The 24,856-nt window shown below is 64.4% G+C and carries 23 protein-coding genes; 13 read left to right on the forward strand and 10 right to left on the reverse strand.

Going from position 1 to position 24,856, the window contains the following annotated elements:
• Positions 1-103 precede the first annotated feature (103 nt).
• Genes ACGLHT_RS02165 through ACGLHT_RS02175 form a run of 3 tightly spaced genes read left to right on the forward strand, consistent with a single transcriptional unit; the run spans position 104 to position 2,732 of the window.
• On the forward strand, positions 104-886 hold the full coding sequence (locus tag ACGLHT_RS02165) for a sulfite exporter TauE/SafE family protein (RefSeq protein ID WP_024087873.1): 783 nt from the start codon (positions 104-106) through the stop codon (positions 884-886).
• Between the two features lie 16 nt (positions 887-902).
• The gene (lgt, locus tag ACGLHT_RS02170; protein WP_013974665.1) at positions 903-1,709 is read left to right on the forward strand and encodes a prolipoprotein diacylglyceryl transferase; all 807 of its coding nucleotides are present in this window, start codon (positions 903-905) and stop codon (positions 1,707-1,709) included.
• 51 nt (positions 1,710-1,760) lie between these two features.
• Complete coding sequence (locus tag ACGLHT_RS02175; RefSeq protein ID WP_137162609.1) at positions 1,761-2,732, forward strand: thymidylate synthase; 972 nt, start codon at positions 1,761-1,763, stop codon at positions 2,730-2,732.
• Positions 2,733-2,849: 117 nt separating this feature from the next.
• Here the strand turns inward: ACGLHT_RS02175 and cadR are convergent, their stop codons facing one another.
• Positions 2,850-3,293 carry a cadmium resistance transcriptional regulator CadR gene (cadR, locus tag ACGLHT_RS02180; protein WP_015272183.1) on the reverse strand — a complete coding sequence of 148 codons (444 nt, stop codon included), beginning with the start codon at positions 3,291-3,293 and terminating at the stop codon, positions 2,850-2,852.
• A gap of 84 nt (positions 3,294-3,377) precedes the next feature.
• Between cadR and ACGLHT_RS02185 the strand changes: the two genes are divergently transcribed.
• The 6 genes from ACGLHT_RS02185 (at position 3,378) to ACGLHT_RS02210 (ending at position 11,180) form a co-directional block, all read left to right on the forward strand.
• Positions 3,378-5,591 carry a heavy metal translocating P-type ATPase gene (locus ACGLHT_RS02185; RefSeq protein ID WP_137162608.1) on the forward strand — a complete coding sequence of 738 codons (2,214 nt, stop codon included), beginning with the start codon at positions 3,378-3,380 and terminating at the stop codon, positions 5,589-5,591.
• A 9-nt stretch (positions 5,592-5,600) separates the two neighbouring features.
• The gene (locus tag ACGLHT_RS02190; protein ID WP_137162607.1) at positions 5,601-6,470 is read left to right on the forward strand and encodes a LysR family transcriptional regulator; all 870 of its coding nucleotides are present in this window, start codon (positions 5,601-5,603) and stop codon (positions 6,468-6,470) included.
• 218 nt (positions 6,471-6,688) lie between these two features.
• Positions 6,689-7,747 (forward strand): putative 2-aminoethylphosphonate ABC transporter ATP-binding protein, encoded by a 1,059-nt coding sequence (locus tag ACGLHT_RS02195; RefSeq protein WP_075046676.1) that lies wholly within the window; start codon positions 6,689-6,691, stop codon positions 7,745-7,747.
• Between the two features lies 1 nt (position 7,748).
• The gene (locus ACGLHT_RS02200; protein ID WP_015272179.1) at positions 7,749-9,473 is read left to right on the forward strand and encodes a putative 2-aminoethylphosphonate ABC transporter permease subunit; all 1,725 of its coding nucleotides are present in this window, start codon (positions 7,749-7,751) and stop codon (positions 9,471-9,473) included.
• A gap of 18 nt (positions 9,474-9,491) precedes the next feature.
• A complete protein-coding gene (locus ACGLHT_RS02205; RefSeq protein ID WP_085592463.1) occupies positions 9,492-10,517 on the forward strand; it encodes a putative 2-aminoethylphosphonate ABC transporter substrate-binding protein in 1,026 nt (341 codons plus the stop codon).
• Between the two features lie 114 nt (positions 10,518-10,631).
• On the forward strand, positions 10,632-11,180 hold the full coding sequence (locus ACGLHT_RS02210) for a phosphonate degradation HD-domain oxygenase (protein WP_137162606.1): 549 nt from the start codon (positions 10,632-10,634) through the stop codon (positions 11,178-11,180).
• 125 nt (positions 11,181-11,305) lie between these two features.
• On the opposite strand, the gene ACGLHT_RS02215 is transcribed toward ACGLHT_RS02210, so the two are convergent.
• Together ACGLHT_RS02215 and ACGLHT_RS02220 are read right to left on the reverse strand one after the other, a co-directional pair.
• Entirely contained in the window at positions 11,306-12,670 is a 1,365-nt protein-coding gene (locus ACGLHT_RS02215; protein WP_137162605.1) for a GTPase/DUF3482 domain-containing protein, read from the reverse strand.
• Entirely contained in the window at positions 12,663-14,054 is a 1,392-nt protein-coding gene (locus tag ACGLHT_RS02220) for a DUF2868 domain-containing protein (RefSeq protein ID WP_137162604.1), read from the reverse strand. Before ACGLHT_RS02220 ends, ACGLHT_RS02215 begins: the two co-directional genes overlap by 8 nt.
• 54 nt (positions 14,055-14,108) lie before the next feature.
• Between ACGLHT_RS02220 and ACGLHT_RS02225 the strand changes: the two genes are divergently transcribed.
• Entirely contained in the window at positions 14,109-14,624 is a 516-nt protein-coding gene (locus tag ACGLHT_RS02225) for a dihydrofolate reductase (protein WP_025340992.1), read from the forward strand.
• Positions 14,625-14,668: 44 nt separating this feature from the next.
• On the opposite strand, the gene ACGLHT_RS02230 is transcribed toward ACGLHT_RS02225, so the two are convergent.
• Both ACGLHT_RS02230 and ACGLHT_RS02235 read right to left on the reverse strand, forming a co-directional pair.
• Entirely contained in the window at positions 14,669-14,875 is a 207-nt protein-coding gene (locus ACGLHT_RS02230; protein ID WP_274119860.1) for a hypothetical protein, read from the reverse strand.
• 144 nt (positions 14,876-15,019) lie between these two features.
• Positions 15,020-16,411: an L-cystine transporter gene (locus tag ACGLHT_RS02235; RefSeq protein ID WP_274119828.1), complete on the reverse strand. Its 1,392-nt coding sequence runs from the start codon at positions 16,409-16,411 to the stop codon at positions 15,020-15,022.
• Between the two features lie 244 nt (positions 16,412-16,655).
• Here ACGLHT_RS02235 and ACGLHT_RS02240 point away from each other — a divergent pair, with 244 nt between their 5' ends.
• Complete coding sequence (locus tag ACGLHT_RS02240; protein ID WP_137162602.1) at positions 16,656-17,711, forward strand: haloacid dehalogenase-like hydrolase; 1,056 nt, start codon at positions 16,656-16,658, stop codon at positions 17,709-17,711.
• Positions 17,712-17,884: 173 nt separating this feature from the next.
• On the opposite strand, the gene ilvD is transcribed toward ACGLHT_RS02240, so the two are convergent.
• From ilvD to ACGLHT_RS02255, 3 genes are all read right to left on the reverse strand, one after another.
• Complete coding sequence (ilvD, locus tag ACGLHT_RS02245) at positions 17,885-19,726, reverse strand: dihydroxy-acid dehydratase (RefSeq protein ID WP_025340988.1); 1,842 nt, start codon at positions 19,724-19,726, stop codon at positions 17,885-17,887.
• A 271-nt stretch (positions 19,727-19,997) separates the two neighbouring features.
• Complete coding sequence (locus ACGLHT_RS02250) at positions 19,998-21,194, reverse strand: class I SAM-dependent rRNA methyltransferase (protein ID WP_013974648.1); 1,197 nt, start codon at positions 21,192-21,194, stop codon at positions 19,998-20,000.
• Positions 21,195-21,395: 201 nt separating this feature from the next.
• Positions 21,396-21,935: a type 1 glutamine amidotransferase domain-containing protein gene (locus ACGLHT_RS02255; protein ID WP_137162601.1), complete on the reverse strand. Its 540-nt coding sequence runs from the start codon at positions 21,933-21,935 to the stop codon at positions 21,396-21,398.
• A gap of 191 nt (positions 21,936-22,126) precedes the next feature.
• Here ACGLHT_RS02255 and ACGLHT_RS02260 point away from each other — a divergent pair, with 191 nt between their 5' ends.
• Positions 22,127-22,945, forward strand: a complete 819-nt coding sequence (locus ACGLHT_RS02260; RefSeq protein ID WP_170929260.1) for an HDOD domain-containing protein — start codon at positions 22,127-22,129, stop codon at positions 22,943-22,945.
• Positions 22,946-22,948: 3 nt separating this feature from the next.
• Positions 22,949-23,761 carry a bifunctional DNA-formamidopyrimidine glycosylase/DNA-(apurinic or apyrimidinic site) lyase gene (mutM, locus tag ACGLHT_RS02265; RefSeq protein WP_274119829.1) on the forward strand — a complete coding sequence of 271 codons (813 nt, stop codon included), beginning with the start codon at positions 22,949-22,951 and terminating at the stop codon, positions 23,759-23,761.
• A gap of 156 nt (positions 23,762-23,917) precedes the next feature.
• Here the strand turns inward: mutM and ACGLHT_RS02270 are convergent, their stop codons facing one another.
• Both ACGLHT_RS02270 and coaD read right to left on the reverse strand, forming a co-directional pair.
• Positions 23,918-24,169 (reverse strand): YfhL family 4Fe-4S dicluster ferredoxin, encoded by a 252-nt coding sequence (locus ACGLHT_RS02270; RefSeq protein WP_013974644.1) that lies wholly within the window; start codon positions 24,167-24,169, stop codon positions 23,918-23,920.
• 108 nt (positions 24,170-24,277) lie between these two features.
• On the reverse strand, positions 24,278-24,757 hold the full coding sequence (gene coaD, locus ACGLHT_RS02275; RefSeq protein ID WP_014861498.1) for a pantetheine-phosphate adenylyltransferase: 480 nt from the start codon (positions 24,755-24,757) through the stop codon (positions 24,278-24,280).
• Between the last annotated feature and the right edge of the window lie 99 nt (positions 24,758-24,856).

Consider the following 24,856-nt stretch of genomic DNA (forward strand, 5'->3'; position numbering starts at 1 on the left):
CTGTACCCACAGCGGCGGGGAGGATCCATCCTGACACACTGTTCACTAGAGCCCCGAGCCCGGCTTCCGTTACCATGCCGCATTGTTTTTTCGGGGAAGACGAATGGAATTCGTGCTCTATCTGCTGTTGGGCGCCTGCGCCGGTGTGCTGGCCGGGCTGTTCGGCGTGGGCGGCGGTATCATCATCGTGCCGGTGCTGGTGTTCAGCTTCACCTTGCAAGGTTTCGATGCCTCGGTGCTGACCCACCTGGCTGTCGGTACATCGCTGGCAACCATCGTCTTCACCTCGATCAACGCCGTGCTCGAGCACCATCGCAAGGGCGCGGTGCAATGGCCGATCTTCGCCTGGATGACCCTCGGCATCCTCCTCGGGGCCGGTGTCGGCGCCAAGACCGCCTCGCTGATCCAGGGGCCACTGCTGCAAAAGATCATCGGTGTGTTCGCCCTGGTCATCGCCGCGCAGATGGCCCTGGACCTCAAGCCCAAGGCCAGTCGCGGCATCCCCGGCAAGCCCGCGCTGATCGGTGCAGGTGGGGTGATCGGCTGGGCTTCGGCCATTTTCGGCATCGGCGGCGGTTCGCTGACCGTGCCGTTCCTGACCTGGCGCAGCCTGCCCATGCAGCAGGCAGTGGCCACGTCTTCGGCCTGTGGCCTGCCGATTGCCTTGGCCAGTGCCCTGAGTTTCATGCTGCTGGGTTGGCACGAGGAGCACCTGCCGGCCCACAGCCTGGGTTACGTGTACCTGCCGGCGCTGCTCGGCATTGCCGTGACAAGCATGTTTTTCGCCCGCTTCGGCGCGCGCCTGGCGCACAAGCTGTCGCCACGTTTGTTGAAACGCCTGTTCGCAGCCCTGCTGTTCTGTGTCGGCCTCAGCTTTTTGATTTGAATCGAGAGGAAGTTCCATGCTGCCTTACCCGCAGATAGATCCCGTGGCCGTGGCCATCGGGCCGCTGAAAATCCATTGGTACGGCCTGATGTACCTGGTCGGCATCGGCGGTGCCTGGCTGCTCGCCTCGCGCCGGCTGAACCGCTTCGACCCCACCTGGACGCGCGAAAAGCTCTCCGACCTGGTGTTCTGGCTGTCGATGGGTGTGATCGTCGGTGGTCGCCTGGGCTATGTGCTGTTCTACGACCTGCACGCCTACCTGGCCAATCCGACGCTGATCTTCGAGGTGTGGAAGGGTGGCATGTCGTTCCACGGCGGTTTCATCGGCGTGATGCTGGCGGCCTTGTGGTTCGGCAAGCGCAACAACAAGTCGTTCTTCGAGCTGATGGACTTCGTCGCGCCGCTGGTGCCGATCGGCCTGGGGGCCGGGCGCATCGGCAACTTCATCAACGCCGAGCTGTGGGGCAAGGCCACCGACGTGCCATGGGCGATGGTCTTCCCGCCGTTCAGCGACCCGGCGCAGCTACCGCGTCACCCATCGCAGCTGTACCAGTTCGCACTCGAAGGTGTGGCGCTGTTCCTGATCCTCTGGGCGTTCTCGCGCAAGCCGCGGCCGACCATGGCGGTATCCGGCATGTTCGCGCTGTTCTACGGCATCTTCCGCTTCATCGTCGAATTCGTCCGCGTACCGGATGCCCAGCTTGGCTACCTGGCCTGGGGCTGGCTGACCATGGGTCAGATTCTGTGCGTACCGATGATCCTGGCTGGCCTTGGCCTGATCTGGTGGGCTTATAATCGCAAGCCTACGGCGAAACCCGCCTGATTAATCCCACGGCAGGGGCGATCCCCCTGCCGTTTTTGCTACAGGTAAGCCATGAAACAGTATCTGGACCTGGTCCGCGACGTCATCGACAACGGCACGCTGCAGGGCAACCGCACCGGCATCCGCACAATCAGCCTGCCGGGCGCCATGCTGCGTTTCGACTTGCAGAAGGGCTTCCCGGCCATTACCACGCGCAAACTGGCGTTCAAGTCGGCGATCGGCGAAATGGTCGGTTTCCTGCGTGGCGTGAAGAACGCCGGTGAATTCCGCGAACTGGGCTGCAAGGTCTGGGACCAGAACGCCAACGAGAACGCCCAGTGGCTGGCCAACCCGTTCCGCCAGGGCCATGACGACCTGGGCGAGATCTACGGCGTGCAATGGCGCCAGTGGCCGGGCTACAAGCGCATCCCGCTGAACAACCCAGCGGCCATCGAAATGGCCGAGAAGGCGGGCTTCCGCCGCATCGCCCAGGACGAGGAGGACGGCGTCGCGTTCGTCATCCTGTACAAGGCCATCGACCAGGTGCGCCAGTGCCTGGACACCATCGCCAACGACCCGGGCAGCCGCCGTATCCTGTTCCACGGCTGGAACTGCGCGCAGCTGGACGAAATGGCCCTGCCGCCGTGCCACCTGCTGTACCAGTTCCATCCGAATGTGGAGACCAGGGAGATTTCCCTGACCCTCTACATCCGCTCCAACGACCTGGGCCTGGGCACGCCGTTCAACCTCACCGAAGGCGCGGCGCTGCTGTCGCTGTTCGGCCGCCTGACCGGCTACACCCCTCGCTGGTTCACCTACTTCATCGGCGACGCTCATGTGTATGAGAACCACCTGGACATGCTCAACGAGCAGCTCAAGCGTGAGCCGCTGGAAGCGCCGAAGCTGGTGATCAGCGACCGTGTGCCGGCGTTTGCCGAGACGGGCAAGTACGAGCCGGAGTGGCTGGAGAAGATCGAGCCGAGCGATTTCTGGCTGGAAGGGTATGAGCACCATGCGCCGATGACGGCGCCGATGGCGGTGTGACAGATCTCTATTGCCTGTACCGGCCTCTTCGCGGGTAAACCCGCTCCCACAGGGACCGCACAAAGCTCAGGCCTGTGCAGTACTTGTGGGAGCGGGTTTACCCGCGAAGCTTTTGGCTTAATGCCCGTGGCTTCGCCCCACATGCGAATGCTCGGTTTCCGGCACCGATACCGCCCCGTTCGTCTCCAGTTGCTGCAAGATCGCGCATTCCGCCCCTTGCGCATTGCAGCGCCGCCGCAGCTCCACCAGCTGTTCCTGCAACGCCACCAGACCATCGATCCGTGCCTGCACATGCTCGATATGCTCGTCGATCAGCGCATTGACGCTGCCGCACGAATCATCGGGGCTGTCGCGCAGGCGTAGCAGGCTGCGGATTTCATCCAGGGTCATGTCCAGGGTGCGGCAGTTGCGGATGAACGTCAGCCGCTCGACATGGGCCTGGGTGTACAGCCGGTAGTTGCCGTCGCTGCGCGCCGGCTCCGGCAGCAGCTGTTCACGCTCGTAGTAGCGGATGGTTTCCACGGCGCAGTCGGTGGCTTTGGCCAGTTCTCCGATCTTCATCACGAAATTCTCCAGCAAGTGGCTTGACCCTATAGTGGCTACAGGGTGTTCACTTGGCAACAGGCTCAAATTAAGGATGACCCCATGAACCAGCCTGTCAGCCACGAACACAAGCACGATCACCACGCCCACAGCTGCTGTGGCAGCGCTGCTGCGCCAGCCTTAGTCCAGCTGAGCGAAAAGGCCAGCAGCCACGCCCAGTTCAGCCGTTTTCGCATCGAGGCCATGGACTGCCCTACCGAGCAGACCCTGATCCAGGACAAGCTGGGCAAGCTGGCCGGTATCGAGCAGCTGGAATTCAACCTGATCAACCGTGTGCTTGGCGTGCGCCACACCCTGGGTGGCACTGCTGAAATCGAGCAGGCCATCGACAGCCTGGGCATGAAGGCCGAGCCGCTTGGCGCCGAAGACGAGGGCACCGCCAGCGCGCCACAAGTGGTCAAGACCCGCTGGTGGCCGCTGGCGCTGTCCGGCATTGCCGCGATCGCCGCTGAAATCGTGCACTTTGCCGCGCTGGCCCCGGAGTGGGCGGTGGCGGCTCTGGCGCTGGCAGCGATCCTCGGCTGTGGCCTGGGTACCTACAAGAAGGGCTGGATCGCCCTGAAAAACCGCAACCTCAACATCAACGCGCTGATGAGCATTGCCGTGACTGGCGCGGTGCTGATCGGCCAGTGGCCGGAAGCGGCCATGGTGATGGTGCTGTTCACCGTCGCCGAGCTGATCGAAGCCCGCTCGCTGGACCGCGCGCGCAACGCCATTGGCGGCCTGATGCAGCTCACCCCGGACATGGCCACCGTGTGCCAGGCCGATGGCCAGTGGCGGGAAGTGGAGGTGCGGGAGGTGGCCATCGGGGCCCTGGTGCGGGTACGCCCCGGCGAACGCATTGGCCTGGACGGAGAAGTGACCAGCGGGCAATCCACCGTCGATCAGGCGCCGATCACCGGCGAAAGCCTGCCTGTGGAGAAGGCCGTGGGCGACAAGTTGTTCGCCGGCACCATCAACCAGGCAGGGGCGCTGGAGTTCCGCGTTACCGCTGCTGCCGGGCAATCGACCCTGGCGCGGATCATCAAGGCCGTCGAGGAAGCGCAAGGCGCGCGGGCGCCTACCCAGCGTTTCGTCGACCGCTTCTCGCGCATCTACACCCCGGTGGTGTTTGCCATTGCCCTGGCCGTTGCGGTGATACCGCCGCTGTTCATGGCCGGTGCCTGGTTCGACTGGGTCTATCGCGCCCTGGTGCTGCTGGTGGTGGCCTGCCCATGCGCCCTGGTGATCTCGACCCCGGTGACCATCGTCAGCGGCCTGGCCGCCGCCGCGCGCAAGGGCATCCTGATCAAGGGTGGCGTGTACCTGGAAGGCGGGCGCCAGCTAGACTTCCTGGCCCTGGACAAGACCGGCACGATCACCCACGGCAAGCCGGTGCAGACCGACGCCAAGGTACTGGAGCCGCTGTTCGAAGGCCGCGCGCAAGCCCTGGCCGCCAGCCTGGGCGAGCGTTCGGATCACCCGGTTTCCCGCGCCATTGCCCAGTTCGGCAAGGAGCAAGGCCTGGCCTTGAGCGAGGTCGATGACTTCGCCGCCCTGGCCGGGCGCGGCGTGCGCGGTACCATCGCGGGTGAGGTTTACCACCTGGGTAACCACCGTCTGGTCGAGGAGCTGGGGCTGTGCTCGCCCGAGCTCGAGGCCCAGCTGGATGCGCTGGAGCGCCAGGGCAAGACCGTGGTGCTGCTGCTCGACCGCTCCGGCCCGTTGGCGCTGTTCGCGGTGGCCGACACGGTCAAGGAAAGCAGTCGCCAGGCCATCGCCGAGCTGCACGAGCTGGGCATCAAGACTGTCATGCTGACCGGTGACAATCCGCATACCGCCCAGGCCATCGCCACCGTGGTGGGCATCGACCGTGCCGAAGGCAACCTGCTGCCTGCCGACAAGCTCAAGAGCATCGAAACGCTGTACGCCCAGGGCCATCGGGTGGGCATGGTCGGTGACGGTATCAACGACGCCCCTGCGCTGGCTCGTGCCGAGATCGGTTTTGCCATGGCGGCGGCCGGTACCGACACCGCCATCGAGACCGCCGATGTGGCGCTGATGGACGACGACTTGCGGAAAATCCCGGCCTTCGTCAGGCTGTCGCGCCAAAGTGCGGCGATCCTCATGCAGAACATCGTTCTGGCGTTGGGCATCAAGGCGATATTCCTGGCGATCACCTTTGCCGGCATGGCCACCATGTGGATGGCGGTGTTTGCCGACATGGGCGTGAGCCTGCTGGTGGTGTTCAACGGCTTGCGCCTGTTGCGCAAATAGAGGACGTGCATGCTGAGTTCGGAGATTAAAGCCTTCTACATGGTGGCCCGCCTGGGCAGCATCACCCTGGCGGCGAAGAAGCTCGGCCTCAGCCAGCCCACGGTGACCACGCAGATTCGCAACCTGGAGAGCCAGTACGCGGTGGAGCTGTTCTACCGCGGCGGGCGGCGCCTGGTGCTGAGCGAGGAGGGCGTGCGCCTGCTGCCGATGGTCAAGGCACTGCTGCAGCAGGAGGCCGACATCGAGTTCGAGCTGCGCAACAGCGGCCAGGCCCAGGGCAGCCTGCGCATCGCGGCCACGGCGCCTTACTACATTCTTGACCTGGTGAAGATCTACCGCGAACGCCTGCCGCAGGTGGAAGTGGCGGTGGAAATCGGCAACTCGCAGCAGGTGCTGGAGATGCTCGAGGACTACCGGGTGGATATCGCCGCTTCGTCGCAACTGCTGGAAGACGCGCGGCTGGTGCGGCGGGTGCTGGGGACTGACCCGTTGGTGGTGGCGGTGCATCGCAACCACCCGCTGGCACACCGCCAGGCAGTGTCCATTGACGTGGTGGCCGGCCATTGCCTGCTGATGCGCGAGAAGGGCTCGACCACACGCAAGCTGACCGAGCAGATGATGCAGGAGGCCGGGGTGAAGGCCGGCGCCTTGCTGGAGATTGGCAGCCGCGAGTCTATCCGTGAGGCGGTGCTGCGCAATATCGGCATCAGCGTGATTGCCCGGCACGAGGTGCCGCACAACCCTGAGTTGCGGGTGCTGGCGCTGGAGAACGCGCCGGTGATGCATGAGTACCTGTATTGCCTGAAAGAGCGGCGCCAGGCCCGGTTGCCAGCAGCCTTCCTTGGGGTGGCGCAGGAAGTGGCCGGTTCGCACTTCTAGATTTGTGTTGGCTTTTTCGCGGGCTTGCCCGCTCCCACAGGTACTGCACAGCCTTCAGATGCGGCGCGATCCCTGTGGGAGCGGGTTTACCCGCGAAGAGGCACGCGAAGGCCAATACAAAATCTGCCTATACCACTATCACCCGCTTTTGCCCTAAAGCCACAGAACCTTCGCACAGCCTTCCTAGCATGGCCCCATCTCTTCGATGAGGCCCTGCCATGAACCACACCACCCCCGGCGCACAGATGAAAGTGCGCAACATCCACAAGCGCTTCGGCGCCTTCACGGCGCTGAACGATGTCTCGCTGGACATCGCCGCCGGCGAACTGGTGTGCCTGCTCGGCCCGTCCGGCTGCGGCAAGACCACGCTGCTGCGCTGCATCGCCGGCCTGGAGCGCCAGGACCGCGGTACGTTGTACATCGGCGAGCGCGATATCTCCGAGCTGCCACCCCAGGCCCGTGACTACGGCATCCTGTTCCAGTCCTACGCGCTGTTCCCCAACCTCACCGTCGAAGCCAACATCGCCTATGGCCTGACTGGCAGCGGCCGCGATCAGGCCCGCCAGCGAGTGGCCGAAATGCTCGAACTGGTGGGCCTGGCCGGCAGCGAGAAGAAGTACCCCGGTCAGCTTTCCGGTGGCCAGCAGCAGCGTGTGGCCCTGGCCCGTGCGCTGGCACCGTCGCCGTCGTTGCTGCTGCTGGACGAGCCGATGTCGGCGCTGGACGCCCGGGTGCGCGAGCACCTGTGCACCGAACTGCGCCAGCTGCAGCGCCAGCTGGGCATCACCACGCTGATGGTCACCCACAACCAGGACGAGGCCATGCTGATGGCCGACCGCATTGCGGTGATGAACAACGGCCAGGTCGAGCAGTACGCCACCCCGCAGGAAATCTACGACCAGCCGGCCACGCCGTTCGTTGCCGAGTTCGTCGGCCAGGGCAACTGGTTGCCGTTCCAGCGCAGCAGTGACAGCCATGCCCAGGTCGGTGGCATGAACATGCGTCTGGCACCAGGTTCGGCCCGACCCAGCAGCGGCCGGCTGTTCTGCCGCCCGGAGGCGATCACGGTCAACCCGGCGGTGCACGAAGAAAACCTGTTCCCGGCCATGGTCCGTGAAATCACCTTCCTCGGTAACCGCTGTCGCATGAGCTTCGAGCTCAAGGCGCTGCCTGGCCATGCACTGCTGGCGGAGCTGGCCCCCGAGGCCATGCCGCGGCTGGGCTCGCAGGACATCTGGGTGGCGCTGCCGCCGCAGAGCCTGCAGGTGTTTGCCTGAGATGGCCGCGCCAATGTCCCTGCCGCTGAGCCAGGCCAAGGCCACGCCGCGTGCTGGCGTCGCCCTGGGCGACCGGTTGTTTGTCGTCGGCGGCAAGAGCCTGCTGCTGATCCTTCTGGTGCTGGCGGTGCTGATGCCGCTGCTGGCGATCTTCTGGCGCGGCTTCAGCGCAGAAGCGGGCCAGGGTGGCGGCCTGCTGGCGGCCCGCGAACTGTTGGCCAGTGAAAACTTCCACTGGCTGCTGGGCAACAGCCTGTCGGTGGCCTTCACGGTGGCAGCCATCGTGGTGCCGCTGGCCTACCTGTTCGCCTATGCCCTGCAACGCACACTGATTCCGGGCAAAGGCCTGTGGCGGGGGATTTCGTTGCTGCCGCTGCTGGCGCCGTCAATGCTGCCGGCCATCGCCCTGGTCTACCTGTTCGGTAACCAGGGGCTGCTGCGCGGGTTGCTCAGCGACAACATCTATGGCTTCTGGGGCATTGTGCTGGGCGAGGCTATCTACACCTTCCCGCATGCCCTGATGATCCTGCTGTCGGCACTATCGCTGGCCGATGCACGCCTGTTCGACGCAGCGTCCAGCATGGGTGCCGGCCCTTGGCGAGCGTTCACCAGCATCACCTGGCCGGCCACGCGCCAGGCAGTATTCGCAGCGTTTTGCCTGGTGTTCACCCTAACCATCACCGACTTCGGTGTACCGGTCGTGGTCGGTGGCGACTATCAGGTGCTGGCGCTGGAAGCCTACAAGGCTGTGGTCGGCCAGCAGCAGTTCGGCCGCGGCGCGCTGATCGGCATGGTGCTGCTGTTGCCGGCGCTGTTCAGCTTTACCGTCGATGCCTGGCTGCGCCGGCGCCAGGGCGAGGCCATGAGCGGCCGTGCCCAGGTGTTCGAGCCCAAGCCGTCGCGGGGCCGTGATGCCTGCTTCCTGGCGATCGTGCTGCTGGTGTGCGCGGCATTGCTGCTGGTGATCGGCATGGCGGTGTATTCGTCGCTGGTCACTTTCTGGCCCTACAACCTGTCGTTGTCGCTGCGTCACTACATGTTCGAGGACACCGCCGGTGGTGGCTGGCTGGCCTACCGCAACAGCGTGACCATGGCCATCGGCACCGCGCTGATCGGCAGCATCGTGATCTTCACCGGCGCCTACCTGATGGAGAAGACCCAGGGCCAACGCCTGCTCAACCAGGCGCTGCGCCTGCTCAGCTTCATCCCCATGGCCGTGCCGGGCCTGGTGCTGGGCCTGGGCTACGTATTCTTCTTCAACCTGAACGGCAACCCGCTGCATGTGTTCTACGGCGGCATGGGGCTGCTGGTGGTGTGCACCATCGCCCACTATCTGACCACCGCGCAGATGACCGCGACCACCGCCCTGCGCCAGCTCGACGGCGAGTTCGAGGCCGCCGCGCTGTCGCTGAAGGCGCCGCTGTACAGGCACTTCCTGCGGGTGACCGTGCCGATCTGCCTGCCGGCGCTGCTGGACATCATCCGCTACCTGTTCGTCTCGGCGATGACCACCGTGTCGGCGGCGATCTTCCTGTACAGCCCCGACACCATCCTGGCTGCCGTCGCCGTGCTGAACATGGATGACGCCGGCAACGTCGGTGGTGCCGCCGCCATGTCCACCCTGATCCTGCTGACCAGTGCCGGCGCTTCACTGCTGCTGGCCGCAGCCTCACGCGGCCTGCTGCGCCGCTCCCAAGCCTGGCGCCAACGCGCCGCGACTGTCTGACCTGTAAGGAACCTACCCATGTACAAGCACCTTGCACTTGCCGCTGCCGTTTCCGCCGTGTTCAGCCTGCAGGCTTCGGCCGCTGGTACCCAGCTGACGGTCTACACCGCCCTGGAAGCCGAACAGCTGAAGAGCTACAAGCAGGCCTTCGAGAAGGCCAACCCGGACATCGAGATCAAGTGGGTTCGTGACTCCACCGGCATCATCACCGCCAAGCTGCTGGCCGAGAAAGACCGCCCGCAAGCCGACGCAGTGTGGGGCCTGGCTGCTTCCAGCCTGGCCATCCTCGACCAGAACGGCATGCTCGAAGCCTACGCACCGAAGGACCTGGGCAAGATTGCCGCCAATTACCGCGATGCTGCCAACCCTCCAGCCTGGGTCGGTATGGACGTGTGGGCCGCGACCATCTGCTTCAATACCATCGAGGCCGAGAAGCAGGGCCTGAGCAAGCCGGTGAGCTGGCAGGACCTGACCAAGCCCGAGTACAAGGGCAAGATCGTCATGCCGAACCCGGCCTCGTCCGGCACCGGCTTCCTGGATGTCAGCGCCTGGCTGCAGACCTTTGGCGAGCCGCAGGGTTGGGCGTACATGGATGCGCTGCACCAGAACATCGGCCAGTACGTTCACTCCGGTTCCAAGCCGTGCAAGCTGGCAGCAGCGGGCGAGTTCCCGATCGGCATCTCGTTCGAGTACCCGGCGGTGCAGCTCAAGCGCCAGGGCGCGCCGCTGGACATCGTGCTGCCGAAGGAAGGCCTGGGTTGGGAGATCGAGGCGACTGCGGTAATCAAAGGCTCGCCAAAAGCGGATGCGGCCAAGCGCCTTGCTGATTTCTCGGCAAGCCCGGCGGCCATGGAACTGTACAAGGAGAACTTCGCCGTGCTGGCCGCGCCGGGCATTGCCAAGCCGCAGACCGAACTGCCGGCGGACTATGAACAGCGTCTGATCAAGAACGACTTTGCCTGGGCCTCGAAGAACCGTGACCAGATCCTGGCCGAGTGGCGCAAGCGCTATGACGGCAAGTCGGAGAAGGTGGCTCAGCAGTAACCTGCACCGGCCTCTTCGCAGCGCAAGGCTGCTCCTACAGGTCGGCGACAACCTGTAGGAGCAGCCTTGCGCTGCGAAGAAGCCACCACCCAATCAAGCCAGGAGAAGACGGTGATGCCCACCCCAGCCCAGATCATCGACAGCACCTTCGCGCTGTACGAACGCCACGGTAGTGACGACTACATCGGCGAAGCCATCACCCAGCTCGAACACATGTCCCAAGCCGCGCAACTGGCCATGGCAGAAGGCTTCGACGACGAAGTGGTGCTGGCGGCGTTCTTCCACGACATCGGCCACCTGTGCGGCGGTGACGCCAGCATGGGCGGCTATGGCGTGGTCAGCCATGAGCGCATCGGCGCCGAGTATTTACGCCGCTGTGGTTTTGGCGAACGCATGGCGCGGCTGGTGCAGTATCACGTGGAGGCCAAGCGCTACCTGACTTTGCGCCAGCCTGGGTATTACCAGCGGTTGAGTGAAGCGAGCCGGCGGACCCTGGAGTATCAGGGGGGCGTGATGAGCGAGGGCGAAGCGGATGTGTTCGAGCGGGATCCGCTGTTCGAGGTGAGCTTGCGGATGAGGGAGTGGGATGAGCGGGCCAAAGTGGTCGGGGTGGCGGTGATTGACCTGGATGGGTTGAAGCGGAAGGCTTTGGCTTTACTTTGAGATGTGGGCTGCCTGTGCGGGCCTCTTCGCGGGTGAACCCGCTCCCACAGGAGTAGTGCACATCTCAAGGAATGTGAGATACCTGTGGGAGCGGGTTTACCCGCGAAGAGGCCAGACCTGCTTGATCAAAACTGTGAAACCAGCGCCTCCAGCTGTTCCTGCCGCTCAGCCTGGTTCAGCTTCGCCCCAGGGTTCAGAGTGGACCACTGCGGATGCGCCCGCGCCTTGCTCAGCGCATCCGGCAACTTGCCCTCCCGCCAGGCCTTCTCATCCAGTTCCCCCAGCCGAATGCTGTCCTGCGCCGCATGCCCGCGGTTTTCCAGCGCCACCATCAATTGCTGCTGACGCAAGGCCAACAAGCGCAACACCGTATCGTCCACCGTCAGTTCGCGCTTGCCCTTGAGCTTGCCCATCAACCGCGACCCATAGTTGCGCGCCGTCTGCAGCGCGCCGCCGGCAATCGCCCCGGCCAGGGCGGCAGCCCCCAGTGTCAGGCCGCCGACCAGCAGGTCCACCCCGGCACCCGCCGCAGCACCGGCGGCCACACCACTGCCCAAGCGCACGCCCAGCAGCTTCAAGGTTTCGGGATTGAACAGGTCATCGCCCCAACGGCCATCCAGCAACGGCAGGTCGCTGGCATGGGCGTCCTCGCGGCGGAAGGCATACAGCTTGAGCAGTGCCTCGACACAGCGCTGCTCGCGCTGGCGCACCTCTTGCCGCAATGCCTCGATGGCCTGGGCTTCGGCAGCCGGTTCGGCCTCGACGCTGCGCCGGCAGGCGGCGCAGTCCAGCAGCAGCTCGGCAATCAGGCGCTTGCCGCTGTGCCGGCGCGCCAGGCGCTGTGCCTGCTGGTCGTCGATCAGTCGCTGCAGGGCCGGGCGGGCGTTTTCCAGCAGCAGGGCCAGGCTTTCGTACAACCGGCGCTCGCCATCCTCTGGCGGGGCCACGCTGTCGAACCGCACCAACGCGTGAAGCCCAAGCCTGGCAAGGGCTTCACGCCATTGCGGCTCGCGGTGCTGGTGGCTGGCGACGAAGTTGAGCACCGGTAGCAGCGGCTTGCCGCAGCTGGCCAGCACTTCCAGTTCGTCGCGGTATTTGGCCAGCACCGGTTCGCGGGCGTCGATCACATACAAGCCGGCATTGCTGGCCAGCAGCTGGCGCAGCACCTTGGCCTCCTGCTCGAAACGCTGGCGTGCCTCGCTGCCTTGCAGAAAGCGCTCGAGGCGGGCCGGGCCGTCCAGGCGCTCGCCCGGGCGCTCCAGGCGTTCGAGGTAGTCGAGCAGGGCGATGGCGTCTTCCAGGCCCGGGGTGTCGTACAGTTCGAGCAAGGGTTCGCCGTCCACCGACAGCCGCGCACCTTCCACATGGCGGGTGGTGCTGGGGCGGTGGGAGACTTCGCCAAAGCCGACGTCACGGGTCAGGGTGCGCAGCAGCGAGGTCTTGCCGACGTTGGTGTGGCCGACCACGGCCAGTTTCAGCGGCTCAGTCATGGCCATGCTCCAGCCAGGTCAGCGGCGAGGTATCGGCATGCGCCAGGCCAAGGCGGTCGAGGGCTTCGTGCCAGTCGCCCAGGCGCTGGGCGTCCAGGGCCTCGCCCGGTGCGGCCTGCAGTAGCCAGATGCGGGTGGCGCCGGCATTGCGTGCCAGCTCGGCGAGCAGCGCCAGGCTGCCGCGGTCGGGCGAACGGCGCGGGTCGCAAGCGATGGCCAGGCGTGCCGGCGGAAAACGGCTGAGCTGTTCGAGCAGGCGGTTACGCGATTCGCGGCTGTCGAGCACGCCGGCGCTGGTCACGCTTTTCGGCAGCGCGGGCGGCCAGGGGTGCTGGTCGTCCAGCTCCAGGCCGACCAGCAGGGCGCCGCTGCTGCCGCTTTCCAGCTGGCCAGCGGCAAACTGCGGCAAGGCTTCGGGCGCGGCATCCTGGACGCCGATGCGTTCGCTGCGTGGCATCAGCGCTTCACGCAGCTGCGCGTAGCCGGGCAGGCTGAGGTCCAGCGCCAGGCGTTGGCGGCCTTGGCGCCAGCGCCACAGGCACACCCCGGCCAACAGCAGGCGCGGCAGCAGGCCGTACACCAGCACCACGCCAAGCAGCCAGCTGGCCCAGGCCTGGCGCGCCAGGTCCAGGGCCGGCTGGCTGTCGCCGCTGGCGCGGATCATGGCCTCGTCGGGTACCGTGAAACCCAGCAACGAAGGCAGCGCGCCCAAGGCTTGGGTCAGGTGGATGAACGGGTCGGCGGCGAGCAGGGTGGTCTCCCAGACAAAGCCATAGCGCCGGGTCGCCAGCAAGGCCAGCAGCATGCCCAGTGCGGTGACCATCGCCAGCAGCCACAGGCCATGCACCAGCAGGCCGAGCAGCCAGCGGTTCAGGCGCTGGCGTTGCAGCAGCACCAGCAGCGCCGGTGCCAGGTGTGCGGCCTTGGCGTCACGGGCAAAGCGTTCGCTCAGCCACAGCCACAGGCGGCCCAGCCCCGCGCCATGCTCGCCGCTCAAGGTAAAGCCGATGGCCCAACCCAGCAGCATCAGCAGGTTCAGCCCGAGCAGGCTGCCCAGGGCCCAGAACACATTCACCGGGCGCTGCCCGTCGCCCAGGGCGGCCAGTGCCAACCCTGCGCCGCTGAGCACGGCCAGCACCAGCAAGGCCAGCAGCGCCAGGCGTGCGCCCTGTTTCCAGTGGCGCAGGGCGGTGCTGATGCCGTCGCGTTCGGCCAGGAACAGGGCGCGGGTTTCGATGCGGGCTGCCAGGTCACCGCCTGCCTGGCGGGCGCGGCGGTTGGCTTCCTGGTCCTCCAGGGGGCCGGCATGTTCCTCGCGCAGGCGTACCGCTTCGGTGAGCCAGCGCTTGTCCAGTGAAGTGGGTGCAGTCACAAGGTCTTCCATTGCACAGGTCAGGGCAGAAGCATAACCCACACGCCCGGTGCTATCCTCGCTGGCATGAATACATCACTCCCCCTCAGCCTGATCGCGGCTCACGCCGAGAACCGCGTGATCGGCATCGACAACTCCATGCCCTGGCATCTGCCGGGGGACTTCAAATACTTCAAGGCCACTACCCTGGGCAAGCCGATCATCATGGGGCGCAAGACCTGGGACTCGCTGGGCAGGCCATTGCCTGGGCGGTTGAATATCGTCGTCAGCCGGCAGGCCGGGCTGGAACTGGCGGGGGCCGAGGTGTTCGGCTCGCTGGAAGAGGCGCTGGTGCGGGCCGAGCAGTGGGCGCGGGAGGCCGGTGTCGATGAGCTGATGCTGATTGGCGGGGCGCAGCTGTATGGGCAGGCGCTGGAGAAAGGGCTGGTCAGCCGCATGTACCTGACGCGGGTCGAGTTGTCGCCGGAAGGGGATGCGTGGTTCCCTGAGTTCGATCGGGGGCAGTGGAAGCTGGTGTCGAGCGAGGCGCAGGCTGAGGAAGGCAAGCCTGGGTATCACTTCGAGGTCTGGGACAAGGTTTGAGATTGCCGGGGCTCCTTTGCAGCCCTTTCCGGCCGGACGGGCGCTCAGGTGAGCAGCTTGATGATCAATGCGGTGACAGTAGCCACCGTGATGACGAAACCGACGGCGATGGCAACCGGGTACCAGAAGGTTTCGCGGGTCATTTTGCCGGCTTCAGCATTCAGCTTGCGTGTCTCGGCCATCAACTTATCCACTTCGACGCGGATCTTGGCAACCTCAACTCGGATCTTTTCGGCTTCTGCCTGGGTCATGTCGTACTGCTGCATGGTGGTTCCTTTCCATCGGCGTATTCGCTAGCCCGGCTAGCAGTATAGCAACGCCAATAGCCATCTATTGCTTGCTTCCCATGCCATTGCGTTACTGGATATTGGGGCCGCATAGCGACCCCTTCCTTATCAGGAATGACTCAACTCGGCATGTTCATCGCCAGCCAGCACTTCCTTGTCGGTCTCTTTCAACAGCTGGCTGGTCACCACCCCTGCGGTCATCGAACCGTTCACGTTCAACGCCGTGCGGCCCATGTCGATCAGCGGCTCTACCGAAATCAGCAACGCCACCAGCTCCACCGGCAAGCCCATGGCCGGCAGCACGATCAGCGCGGCGAAAGTGGCACCGCCACCTACGCCGGCAACACCTGCCGAACTCAAGGTGACGATGGCCACGAGGGTGGCGATCCACAGCGGGTCGAAGGTATCGATGCCCACCGCCGGCGCCACCATCATCGCCAACATGGCGGGATAGAGGCCGGCGCAGCCGTTCTGGCCAATGGTGGTACCGAATGATGCGCTGAAGCTGGCAATCGACTGCGGTACGCCCAGGCGGCGGGTTTGCGCTTCGATGTTCAGCGGAATGCTGGCGGCACTGGAGCGGCTGGTGAAGGCGAAGGTCAGCACCGGCCACACCTTGCGGAAGAAGCGCAGCGGGCTCACGCCGGTGGCGGCGAGGATAACGCCGTGCACCACGAACATCAGCGCCAGGCCCAGGTACGACACCACCACGAAGCTGCCCAGCTTGAGGATGTCATCCATGTTCGAGCTGGCCACCACCTTGGTCATCAGCGCCAGTACGCCATACGGGGTCAGCTTCATCACCACCCGCACCAAGCGCATCACCCAGGCCTGCAGGGTGTCGATGGCCGACAGCGCGCGTTCGCCTTTCTCGGCATCGTCCTTGATCAGCTGCAGCGCGGCCAGGCCGAGGAACACGGCAAAGATCACCACGCTGATGATCGAGGTCGGCTTGGCCCGTGCCAGGTCACCTACCGGGTTGCTGGGGATGAACGACAGCAGCAGCTGCGGGATGTTGAGGTCGGCGACCTTGCCGGCGTAGTCGCTGTGAATAACCTGCATGCGCGCGCTTTCCTGCGCGCCGGCCACCAGGCCTTCGGCGCTCAGGCCGAACAGGTTGGTCAGGACGATGCCGATCAACGCGGCGATGGCGGTGGTCAGCAGCAGGGTGCCAATGCTCAGCACACTGATGCGGCCCAGTGACGAGGCATTGTGCAGGCGCGCCACGGCACTGAGGATCGAGGCGAAGATCAGCGGCATGACGATCATCTGCAACAGGCCGACGTAGCCGTTGCCGACCAGGTCGAGCCAGGCGATGGTGGCCTTGAGTACGGGGTGGCCAGCGCCATACACGGTATGCAGGATCAGGCCGAACACCACGCCCAGCACCAGGCCCAGCAATACTTTCCTGGCCAGGCTCCAGTCGGTGCGGCGGGTTTGTGCCAGGCCCAGCAACAGGGCCAGGAACGCCAGCAGGTTAAGGGACAGCGGCAGGTTCATTGAAGCTCCAGCAGAAAAAAGCAGAAGAGGCATCGCCTCTGTGAGCGATTGCGAACGGAAATGCTAACAGGCTGAAAACAAACGAATTTATACCCAAATGGAATGTGCATAGTCGTTTATGGAATAACGGCGTGTCGCGGATTGCAATGAACACGACGTTTGCAGCTGCATGGGGGTCGTTATCAAGGGCTGCCGGCGGGGATTGTTGCACTAGCGTTTCGGGGTCATTTCAGGAGATTCGTACATGAAGTTCGCTCCGAAAGCCGTCGCCATCGGCCTGTCCCTGCTGTTCAGTATCGAAACCTTCGCCACCGAGCTCAAGCACTGGCCCGCCGAGGCAGCCAGGCAGCTCGACGGCATGATTGCCGCCAATACCAACAAGGGTAACTACGCTGTCTTCGACATGGACAACACCAGTTACCGCTACGACCTTGAAGAGGCCTTGCTGCCGTTCATGGAAAACAAGGGCCTGCTGAGCCGCGACAAGCTCGACCCCTCGTTGAAGCTGATGCCGTTCAAGGACACCGCCGAGCACAAGGAAAGCCTGTTCAGTTACTACTACCGGCTGTGCGAAGTGGACGACATGGTCTGCTACCCGTGGGTGGCCCAGGTGTTCTCCGGCTTTACCCTGCAGGAGCTGAAAGTGCAGGTGGATGAGCTGATGGCCTCCGGCAAACCGATCCCGGCCACCTATTACGAAGGGGACCAGGTCAAGGCCATCGAGGTACAGCCACCCAAGGTCTTCAAGGGCCAGGCCGAGCTGTACAACAAGCTGATGGAGAACGGTATCGAGGTCTATGTGATATCCGCTGCTTCCGAGGAGCTGGTGCGCATGGTCGCGTCGGACCCCAAGTACGGTTACAACGTGAAGCCGCAGAATGTGATTGGCGTGAGCCTGTTGCTGAAGGACCGCGCTAGCGGCCAGTTGACCACCGCGCGCAAGCAGATCAGCGCCGGGCACTATGATGCCAAGGCCAACGTGGGGCTGGAGCTGACCCCGTACCTGTGGACCCCGGCCACCTGGATGGCAGGCAAGCAGGCGGCGATCCTGACCTATATCGATGAGTGGAAGAAACCGGTGCTGGTGGGGGGCGATACGCCGACCAGTGATGGCTACATGCAGTTTCATGGGGTGGATGTGGGCAAGGGCGGCATCCACCTGTGGATAAACCGCAAGGCCAAGTACATGGACCAGATGAACGGGATGATTGCCAGGAATGCCGCGGCGCAGGCCAAGGAAGGGCTGCCGGTGACGGCGGACAAGAACTGGGTGATCGTGACGCCGGAGCAGATTCAGTAAGCCATGTGGTGCCTGTGCTGGCCTCTTCGCGGGTAAACCCGCTCCCACAAGGACCCCGCAGCCTTTGAGCCAGGCACTGTACCTGTGGGAGCGGGTTTACCCGCGAAAGGGCCCTTACAGGCATAAAAAACCGGCGCCCAGGGCGCCGGTTCTTCATTCATACCGTCAGAGCCTCACAGCCCTTCCAGCATCGCCTTGTTACGCACAGCGCCCTTGTCGGCACTGGTCGCCAGCAGGGCATAGGCCTTCAGCGCGGTGGTCACCTTGCGTGGGCGTACTTCAGCCGGTTTCCAGCCCTTTTTGTCCTGCTCGACACGGCGCTCGGCCAGCTCTTCGTCGCTGACCTGCAGGTTGATCGAACGATTCGGGATGTCGATCAGCACCTTGTCGCCGTCGCGCACCAGGCCGATGGCGCCGCCAGCGGCGGCTTCCGGCGAGGCATGGCCGATCGACAGGCCCGAGGTGCCGCCCGAGAAGCGGCCGTCGGTGAGCAGGGCGCAAGCCTTGCCCAGGCCCTTGGACTTCAGGTACGAGGTCGGGTACAGCATTTCCTGCATGCCCGGGCCACCTTTCGGGCCTTCGTAGCGGATGATCACGATGTCGCCGGCCTTCACTTCGTCGGCGAGGATGCCGCGTACGGCGCTGTCCTGGCTTTCGAAGATCTTCGCGGTGCCTTCGAACACCAGGATCGACTCGTCGACACCGGCGGTTTTCACCACGCAGCCATCCAGCGCGATGTTGCCGTACAGCACGGCCAGGCCGCCTTCCTGCGAATAGGCGTGCTCGACACTGCGGATGCAGCCGTTCTCACGGTCGTCATCCAGGGATTCCCAACGGGTCGACTGGCTGAATGCCGTCTGGGTCGGGATGCCGGCAGGGCCGGCCTTGAAGAAGGTGTGTACGGCTTCGTCATCGGTCTGGGTGATGTCCCACTTGGCGATGGCTTCTTCCATGCTGCGGCTGTGCACGGTCGGCAGGTCGGTGTGCAGCAGGCCGCCACGGGCCAGCGAGCCGAGGATGCTGAAGATGCCGCCGGCACGGTGCACGTCTTCCATGTGATATTTCTGGATGTTCGGCGCAACCTTGCACAGCTGCGGCACCTTGCGCGACAGGCGGTCGATGTCGCGCAGGTCGAACGCCACCTCGGCTTCCTGGGCGGCGGCCAGCAGGTGCAGGATGGTGTTGGTCGAGCCGCCCATGGCGATGTCGAGCATCATGGCGTTCTCGAACGCCTTGAAGTTGGCGATGTTGCGCGGCAGTACCGACTCATCGTTCTCGCCGTAGTAGCGCTTGCACAGCTCGACGATGGTGCGGCCGGCGGTGAGGAACAGCTGCTCGCGGTCGGCGTGGGTGGCCAGGGTCGAACCGTTGCCCGGCAGGGCCAGGCCCAGGGCTTCGGTCAGGCAGTTCATCGAGTTGGCGGTGAACATGCCGGAGCACGAACCGCAAGTCGGGCAGGCGCTGCGCTCGTATTCGGCGACTTTTTCGTCGGAAGCCGAGGAGTCGGCGGCAATGACCATGGCGTCGACCAGGTCCAGGCCGTGGCTGGCCAGCTTGGTCTTGCCGGCTTCCATCGGGCCGCCGGAGACGAAGATTACCGGGATGTTCAGGCGCAGGGCGGCCATCAGCATGCCGGGGGTGATCTTGTCGCAGTTGGAGATGCACACGATGGCGTCGGCGCAGTGGGCGTTGACCATGTACTCCACGGCGTCGGCGATGATCTCGCGGCTTGGCAGCGAGTAGAGCATGCCGTCGTGGCCCATGGCGATGCCGTCATCGACCGCGATGGTGTTGAATTCCTTGGCCACGCCACCGGCGCGTTCGATTTCGCGGGCGACCAGCTGGCCCAGGTCCTTCAGGTGCACGTGACCCGGGACGAACTGGGTGAACGAGTTGGCGATGGCGATGATCGGTTTCTTGAAATCTTCGTCCTTCATCCCGGTGGCGCGCCACAGGGCACGGGCGCCGGCCATGTTGCGGCCTTGGGTGGAAGTCTTGGAACGATAATCAGGCATGAAACACTCCTGGCGGCTTAATCAGGTCACAAAAAGGGGAGTGAGCTTCTCTTGTCCTTTGTACCGCAGGCCGGTTGCCACTGGCACGGATGGGGCCGAAGACCGCGCGGGATCGCCGCGTGCTTGGGCAGAGCTCATAAACCCGCCGGGGATGACTGGCGATGAATAGGCCGATTCTACACCGCTGGCGCGGCGAGGGAATGCAGATGTGGATAGCTGGCGGGGAGATTGCAGCAGGAAAGGGCCGCTTGGCGGCCCTTTTTAGCGGATATCAGCTGTTTGGCAGCAAGCGGCAGGTGATGCTCTTGATGTAGCGGGTTTCGGCGATGGCCGGGTGCACCGGGTGGTCCGGGCCCTGGCCGCCGCGTTCGAGCAACTGCAGGTTGCGGTCCAGGTGACGGGCGCTGGTCAGCAGGATGTTGTGCAGGTCGTCCTCGGGCAGGTGCATCGAGCACGAGGCGCTGACCAGGATGCCGTCCTTGGTCAGCATGCGCATGGCCTGTTCGTTCAGGCGGCGGTAGGCCGCTTCACCGTTCTTCAGGTCTTTCTTGCGCTTGATGAAGGCGGGTGGGTCGGCAATGATCACGTCGAAGCGCTCTTCGGCGGCCTTCAGTTCGCGCAGGGCCTCGAACACATCGCCTTCGATGCAGGTCAGTTTCTCGCTGATGCCGTTCAGCGCGGCGTTACGCTCCACGCCGTCCAGGGCGAAGCCCGAGGCGTCGACGCAGAACACTTCGCTGGCGCCGAAGGCACCGGCTTGCACGCCCCAGCCACCGATGTAGCTGAACAGGTCGAGCACGCGCTTGCCTTTCACGTACGGTGCCAGGCGTGCACGGTTCATGCGGTGGTCGTAGAACCAGCCGGTCTTCTGGCCTTCGCGTACCGGGGCTTCGAACTTGACGCCGTTTTCTTCCAGCGGCACCCAGTCCGGCACTTCGCCATAGACGGTCTCGACATAGCGCTGCAGGCCTTCGGCGTCACGTGCGGAGGAGTCGTTCTTGAACAGGATGCCGCTTGGCTTGAGCACCTGTACCAGGGCTGCAATCACGTCGTCCTTGTGCGCTTCCATGGTGGCCGAGGCCAATTGCACCACGAGGATGTCGAAGAAGCGGTCGACAACCAGGCCTGGCAACAGGTCGGAATCGCCATAGACCAGGCGGTAGCACGGTTGGTCGAACAGGCGCTGGCGCAGCGACAGGGCGACGTTCAGGCGGTGCACCAGCAGCGACTTGTCCAGCGGCAGCTTGGCGTCGCGCGACAGCAGGCGGGCGCAGATCAGGTTGTTCGGGCTCAGTGCGACGATACCCAGCGGCTTGCCGTTGGCCGCCTCGAGAACAGCCTGCTGGCCGGCCTGGAAGCCTTGCAGCGGGGTCGCGCTTACGTCGACTTCGTTGCTGTAGACCCACAGGTGGCCGGCGCGCAGGCGGCGGTCGGCATTGGCTTTGAGGCGTAGGCTGGGCAGGGACATGACGTCGCTCCGGGAAAAAAGAGCGGGATTATAGCCTGTTGCCGGGCCGCATGCCCGTTGTGGGAGCGGCCTTGTGTCGCGAAAGGGCTGCGCAGCAGCCCCAGGGTTTCAGCAGCGCTGCATGGATTGCCGGGGCCGCTTTGCGGCCCTTTCGCGACACAAGGCCGCTCCTGCAGGCCTCGCGTAGGCCATGAGATGGCGTCAGGCTGCCAATGCCTTGATCAGTTGCTGGTTGAACGCCGGAATGTCGTCGGGTTGGCGGCTGGTGATCAGGTTGCCATCGACTACCACTTCTTCATCCACCCAGTCTCCGCCGGCATTGCGGATGTCGTCCTGCAGGGTCTTGTAGCTGGTCAGCCGCTTGCCCTTGGCTAACCCGCACGACACCAGCAACCAGCCACCGTGGCAGATCACCGCCAGCGGCTTGCCAGCCGAATCGTGGCTTTTCACCAGTTTCTGCGCGGCGGGGATCAACCGAATCGTGTCAGAGTTTTGCACGCCGCCGGGCAGCACCAGGGCATCGTAGAGGTCCAGGTGGGCGCTTTCGAAGGTTGCGTCCACGGCGAATGCGTCGGCCGGCTGGTCGTGGTTCCAGCCGCGTACCGTGCCCTCCTTGTCGCTGAGGATGTCCACCACCGCGCCGCTCTGTTCCAGGGCTTCGCGAGGGCCTGTCAGTTCCACTTGCTCGAAGCCGTCGGTGACCAGGAAAGCCACTCGCTTGCCGTTCAGTTCTGTACTCATGGGCCTTGCTCCTTTCCTTGATGAATATGAGAGAGAGGCCCGCATGGATAGAGTAAAGTTCCGGCGCAACGATTCAGTGGTTGGTCCCTTTCCGGTCTGGAGGGTTAGAATCGCCGGTCCCAAACGAGTGTGCACGTATGTCCCAAGAACTCAGCGCCGAACAGATCCAGCAAGCCTTGCAAGGCATCACCATCCCGCCGCAACCGCAGATCATGGTCGATCTGCAGTTCGAGCAGTACATGCCTGACCCGGACCTGGAAACCATCGCCAAGCTGATTTCCCAGGACCCGGGCCTCTCGGGCGCCTTGCTCAAGCTGGTCAACTCCCCGCATTTCGGCCTTTCCAACAAGATCGGTTCGATCCAGCGCGCGGTGAACCTGCTGGGCAGCCGTTCGATCATCAACCTGATCAACGCCCAGTCGATCAAGGGCGAGATGAGCGACGAGACCATCGTTACCCTCAACCGCTTCTGGGACACCGCCCAGGACGTGGCGATGACCTGCCTGACACTGGCCAAGCGCACCGGCATCCAGGCGGCGGACGAGGCCTACACCCTGGGCCTGTTCCATGACTGTGGCGTGCCGCTGATGCTCAAGCGCTTCCCCGACTACATGGATGTGCTGGAAGAGGCCTATGCCAAGGCCGACGAGGAAACCCGCGTGGTCGACACCGAAAACCGCGCGTTCAATACCAATCATTCGGTGGTCGGCTATTTCACTGCCAAGTCCTGGCGCCTGCCCGAGCACCTCAGCGCGGCCATTGCCAACCACCACAACGCCCTGGCGGTGTTCCGCGACGAGAGTTCGCGCAATACCCAGAGCCAGCTTAAAAACCTGCTGGCGGTGCTGAAGATGGCCGAGCACATCTGCGCGTCGTACCGGGTGCTGGGCAACCAGGCAGTGGACCACGAATGGAATGTGGTCGGCCCGCTGGTGCTCGATTACATTGGCTTGTCGGAATACGATTTCGAAAACCTCAAGCAGAACATTCGCGAGTTGGGCGGGCACTGACACATGCCGGAATTGCCAGAAGTAGAAACCACCCGGCGCGGTATTGCGCCCCACCTGGAAGGCCAGCGCGTCAGCCGGGTGGTGGTGCGTGACCGGCGCCTGCGCTGGCCGATTCCGGAAGACCTGGATGTGCGCCTGTCGGGGCAGCGCATCGTCAGTGTCGAGCGGCGCGCCAAGTACCTGTTGATCAATGCCGAGGTCGGCACCCTGATCAGCCACCTGGGCATGTCGGGCAACCTTCGCCTGGTCGAGCTGGGCTTGCCGGCGGCCAAGCATGAGCACGTGGATATCGAGCTGGAGTCGGGGTTGATGCTGCGCTACACCGACCCGCGCCGCTTTGGCGCGATGCTGTGGAGCCTGGACCCGCTCAACCACGAACTGCTGCTGCGCCTGGGGCCGGAGCCGCTGACCGACCTGTTCGACGGCGAGCGGCTGTTCCAGCTGTCCCGTGGGCGGTCGATGGCGGTCAAGCCGTTCATCATGGACAACGCGGTGGTGGTGGGGGTGGGCAACATCTACGCCACCGAGGCGCTGTTTGCCGCTGGCATCGACCCTCGTCGGGAAGCGGGCGGGATTTCCCGGGCGCGTTACCTGAAGCTGGCGATCGAGATCAAGCGCGTGCTGGCGGCGGCGATCGAGCAGGGCGGCACCACGCTACGCGACTTCATCGGTGGCGACGGGCAGCCGGGGTACTTCCAGCAGGAATTGTTCGTGTACGGGCGGGGCGGGCAGCCGTGCAAGCTGTGTGGCACGGAGTTGCGCGAGGTGAAGCTGGGGCAGAGGGCGAGTGTGTATTGCCCGCGCTGCCAGCGCTGAGGCAAGTCACGCGGAAACTTGTAGGAGCGGCCTTGTGTCGCGATGGGCCGTGAAGCGGCCCCGGCAATTTCTGCTGCGGAGCTGAAATTTGGGGGCGCTTCGCACCCCATCGCGACACAAGGCCGCTCCTACAGGTACAGCGTAGGGCCGAGCGGATCAGGCCTTGCCAGTAATCCGGCGGTACTTGGCCATCAGCTCTTCTTCGGTTTCCGGGTGCGCTTCATCCAGCGGGATGCAGTCGACCGGGCAGACCTGCTGGCATTGCGGCTCGTCGTAATGGCCCACGCACTGGGTGCACAGGTTAGGGTCGATCACGTAGATCTCTTCGCCTTGGGAGATGGCCTCGTTCGGGCACTCGGGTTCGCAGACGTCGCAGTTGATGCAATCGTCGGTGATGATCAGGGACATGGGGACTCCGGCCGGGGCTCTGCGCCCGGGCATGTTCAACGCAGTGGGCACAATTGTGCCGCATTCGCGCCCGCAGTGCACGCGGGCGCGATGATCAGCCGCTAAAGGTCACTTCTTGAAGCGTTCGGTCAGCGCCTCGGCCACCACCGGGTGGACGAACTTGCTGATATCACCGCCCAGCGCGGCAATTTCCCGGACCAGGGTCGAGGAAATGAACGAATAGCGCTCCGAAGGCGTGAGGAACAGGCTCTCGACGTCGGGAGCCAGTTGCCGGTTCATGTTCGCCAGCTGGAACTCGTACTCGAAGTCGGACACCGCGCGCAGGCCACGCAGGAAGACGTTGGCGCCCTGTTCCTTGGCGAAATGCGCCAGCAGCGAGGAGAAGCCGATGACTTCGACATTGGGCAGGTGCTTGGTGACCTCACGGGCGAGCTCCACCCGTTGTTCCAGCGGGAACAGCGGGTTTTTCTTCGGGCTGGCCGCCACCGCGATGATCACGTGGTCGAACAACCGCGAGGCGCGCTCGACCAGGTCGCCATGGCCTTTGGTAATGGGGTCGAAAGTACCCGGGTACAACACTCGGTTCATCGCGTCATCCTGGCTGGAGTGCGTTGGGGAGTCGGATGGTAGCGCAGCGACGGCGCCCCGGCCAAGTCATGCGGCCGGCTGATGGCACTATAGACAGGG

The organism is Pseudomonas sp. PsB (assembly GCF_043658375.1).
GTDB classification, from domain to species: domain Bacteria; phylum Pseudomonadota; class Gammaproteobacteria; order Pseudomonadales; family Pseudomonadaceae; genus Aquipseudomonas; species Aquipseudomonas putida_Z.

Bases quoted from the DNA above. Each gene is read 5' to 3' on its own strand.
- ACGLHT_RS02165 (WP_024087873.1), top strand. From the start codon at position 104: ATGGAATTCGTGCTCTATCTGCTGTTGGGCGCCTGCGCCGGTGTGCTG.
- lgt (WP_013974665.1), top strand. From the start codon at position 903: ATGCTGCCTTACCCGCAGATAGATCCCGTGGCCGTGGCCATCGGGCCG.
- ACGLHT_RS02175 (WP_137162609.1), top strand. From the start codon at position 1,761: ATGAAACAGTATCTGGACCTGGTCCGCGACGTCATCGACAACGGCACG.
- cadR (WP_015272183.1), bottom strand. From the start codon at position 3,293: ATGAAGATCGGAGAACTGGCCAAAGCCACCGACTGCGCCGTGGAAACC.
- ACGLHT_RS02185 (WP_137162608.1), top strand. From the start codon at position 3,378: ATGAACCAGCCTGTCAGCCACGAACACAAGCACGATCACCACGCCCAC.
- ACGLHT_RS02190 (WP_137162607.1), top strand. From the start codon at position 5,601: ATGCTGAGTTCGGAGATTAAAGCCTTCTACATGGTGGCCCGCCTGGGC.
- ACGLHT_RS02195 (WP_075046676.1), top strand. From the start codon at position 6,689: ATGAACCACACCACCCCCGGCGCACAGATGAAAGTGCGCAACATCCAC.
- ACGLHT_RS02200 (WP_015272179.1), top strand. From the start codon at position 7,749: ATGGCCGCGCCAATGTCCCTGCCGCTGAGCCAGGCCAAGGCCACGCCG.
- ACGLHT_RS02205 (WP_085592463.1), top strand. From the start codon at position 9,492: ATGTACAAGCACCTTGCACTTGCCGCTGCCGTTTCCGCCGTGTTCAGC.
- ACGLHT_RS02210 (WP_137162606.1), top strand. From the start codon at position 10,632: ATGCCCACCCCAGCCCAGATCATCGACAGCACCTTCGCGCTGTACGAA.
- ACGLHT_RS02215 (WP_137162605.1), bottom strand. From the start codon at position 12,670: ATGACTGAGCCGCTGAAACTGGCCGTGGTCGGCCACACCAACGTCGGC.
- ACGLHT_RS02220 (WP_137162604.1), bottom strand. From the start codon at position 14,054: ATGGAAGACCTTGTGACTGCACCCACTTCACTGGACAAGCGCTGGCTC.
- ACGLHT_RS02225 (WP_025340992.1), top strand. From the start codon at position 14,109: ATGAATACATCACTCCCCCTCAGCCTGATCGCGGCTCACGCCGAGAAC.
- ACGLHT_RS02230 (WP_274119860.1), bottom strand. From the start codon at position 14,875: ATGACCCAGGCAGAAGCCGAAAAGATCCGAGTTGAGGTTGCCAAGATC.
- ACGLHT_RS02235 (WP_274119828.1), bottom strand. From the start codon at position 16,411: ATGAACCTGCCGCTGTCCCTTAACCTGCTGGCGTTCCTGGCCCTGTTG.
- ACGLHT_RS02240 (WP_137162602.1), top strand. From the start codon at position 16,656: ATGAAGTTCGCTCCGAAAGCCGTCGCCATCGGCCTGTCCCTGCTGTTC.
- ilvD (WP_025340988.1), bottom strand. From the start codon at position 19,726: ATGCCTGATTATCGTTCCAAGACTTCCACCCAAGGCCGCAACATGGCC.
- ACGLHT_RS02250 (WP_013974648.1), bottom strand. From the start codon at position 21,194: ATGTCCCTGCCCAGCCTACGCCTCAAAGCCAATGCCGACCGCCGCCTG.
- ACGLHT_RS02255 (WP_137162601.1), bottom strand. From the start codon at position 21,935: ATGAGTACAGAACTGAACGGCAAGCGAGTGGCTTTCCTGGTCACCGAC.
- mutM (WP_274119829.1), top strand. From the start codon at position 22,949: ATGCCGGAATTGCCAGAAGTAGAAACCACCCGGCGCGGTATTGCGCCC.
- ACGLHT_RS02270 (WP_013974644.1), bottom strand. From the start codon at position 24,169: ATGTCCCTGATCATCACCGACGATTGCATCAACTGCGACGTCTGCGAA.
- coaD (WP_014861498.1), bottom strand. From the start codon at position 24,757: ATGAACCGAGTGTTGTACCCGGGTACTTTCGACCCCATTACCAAAGGC.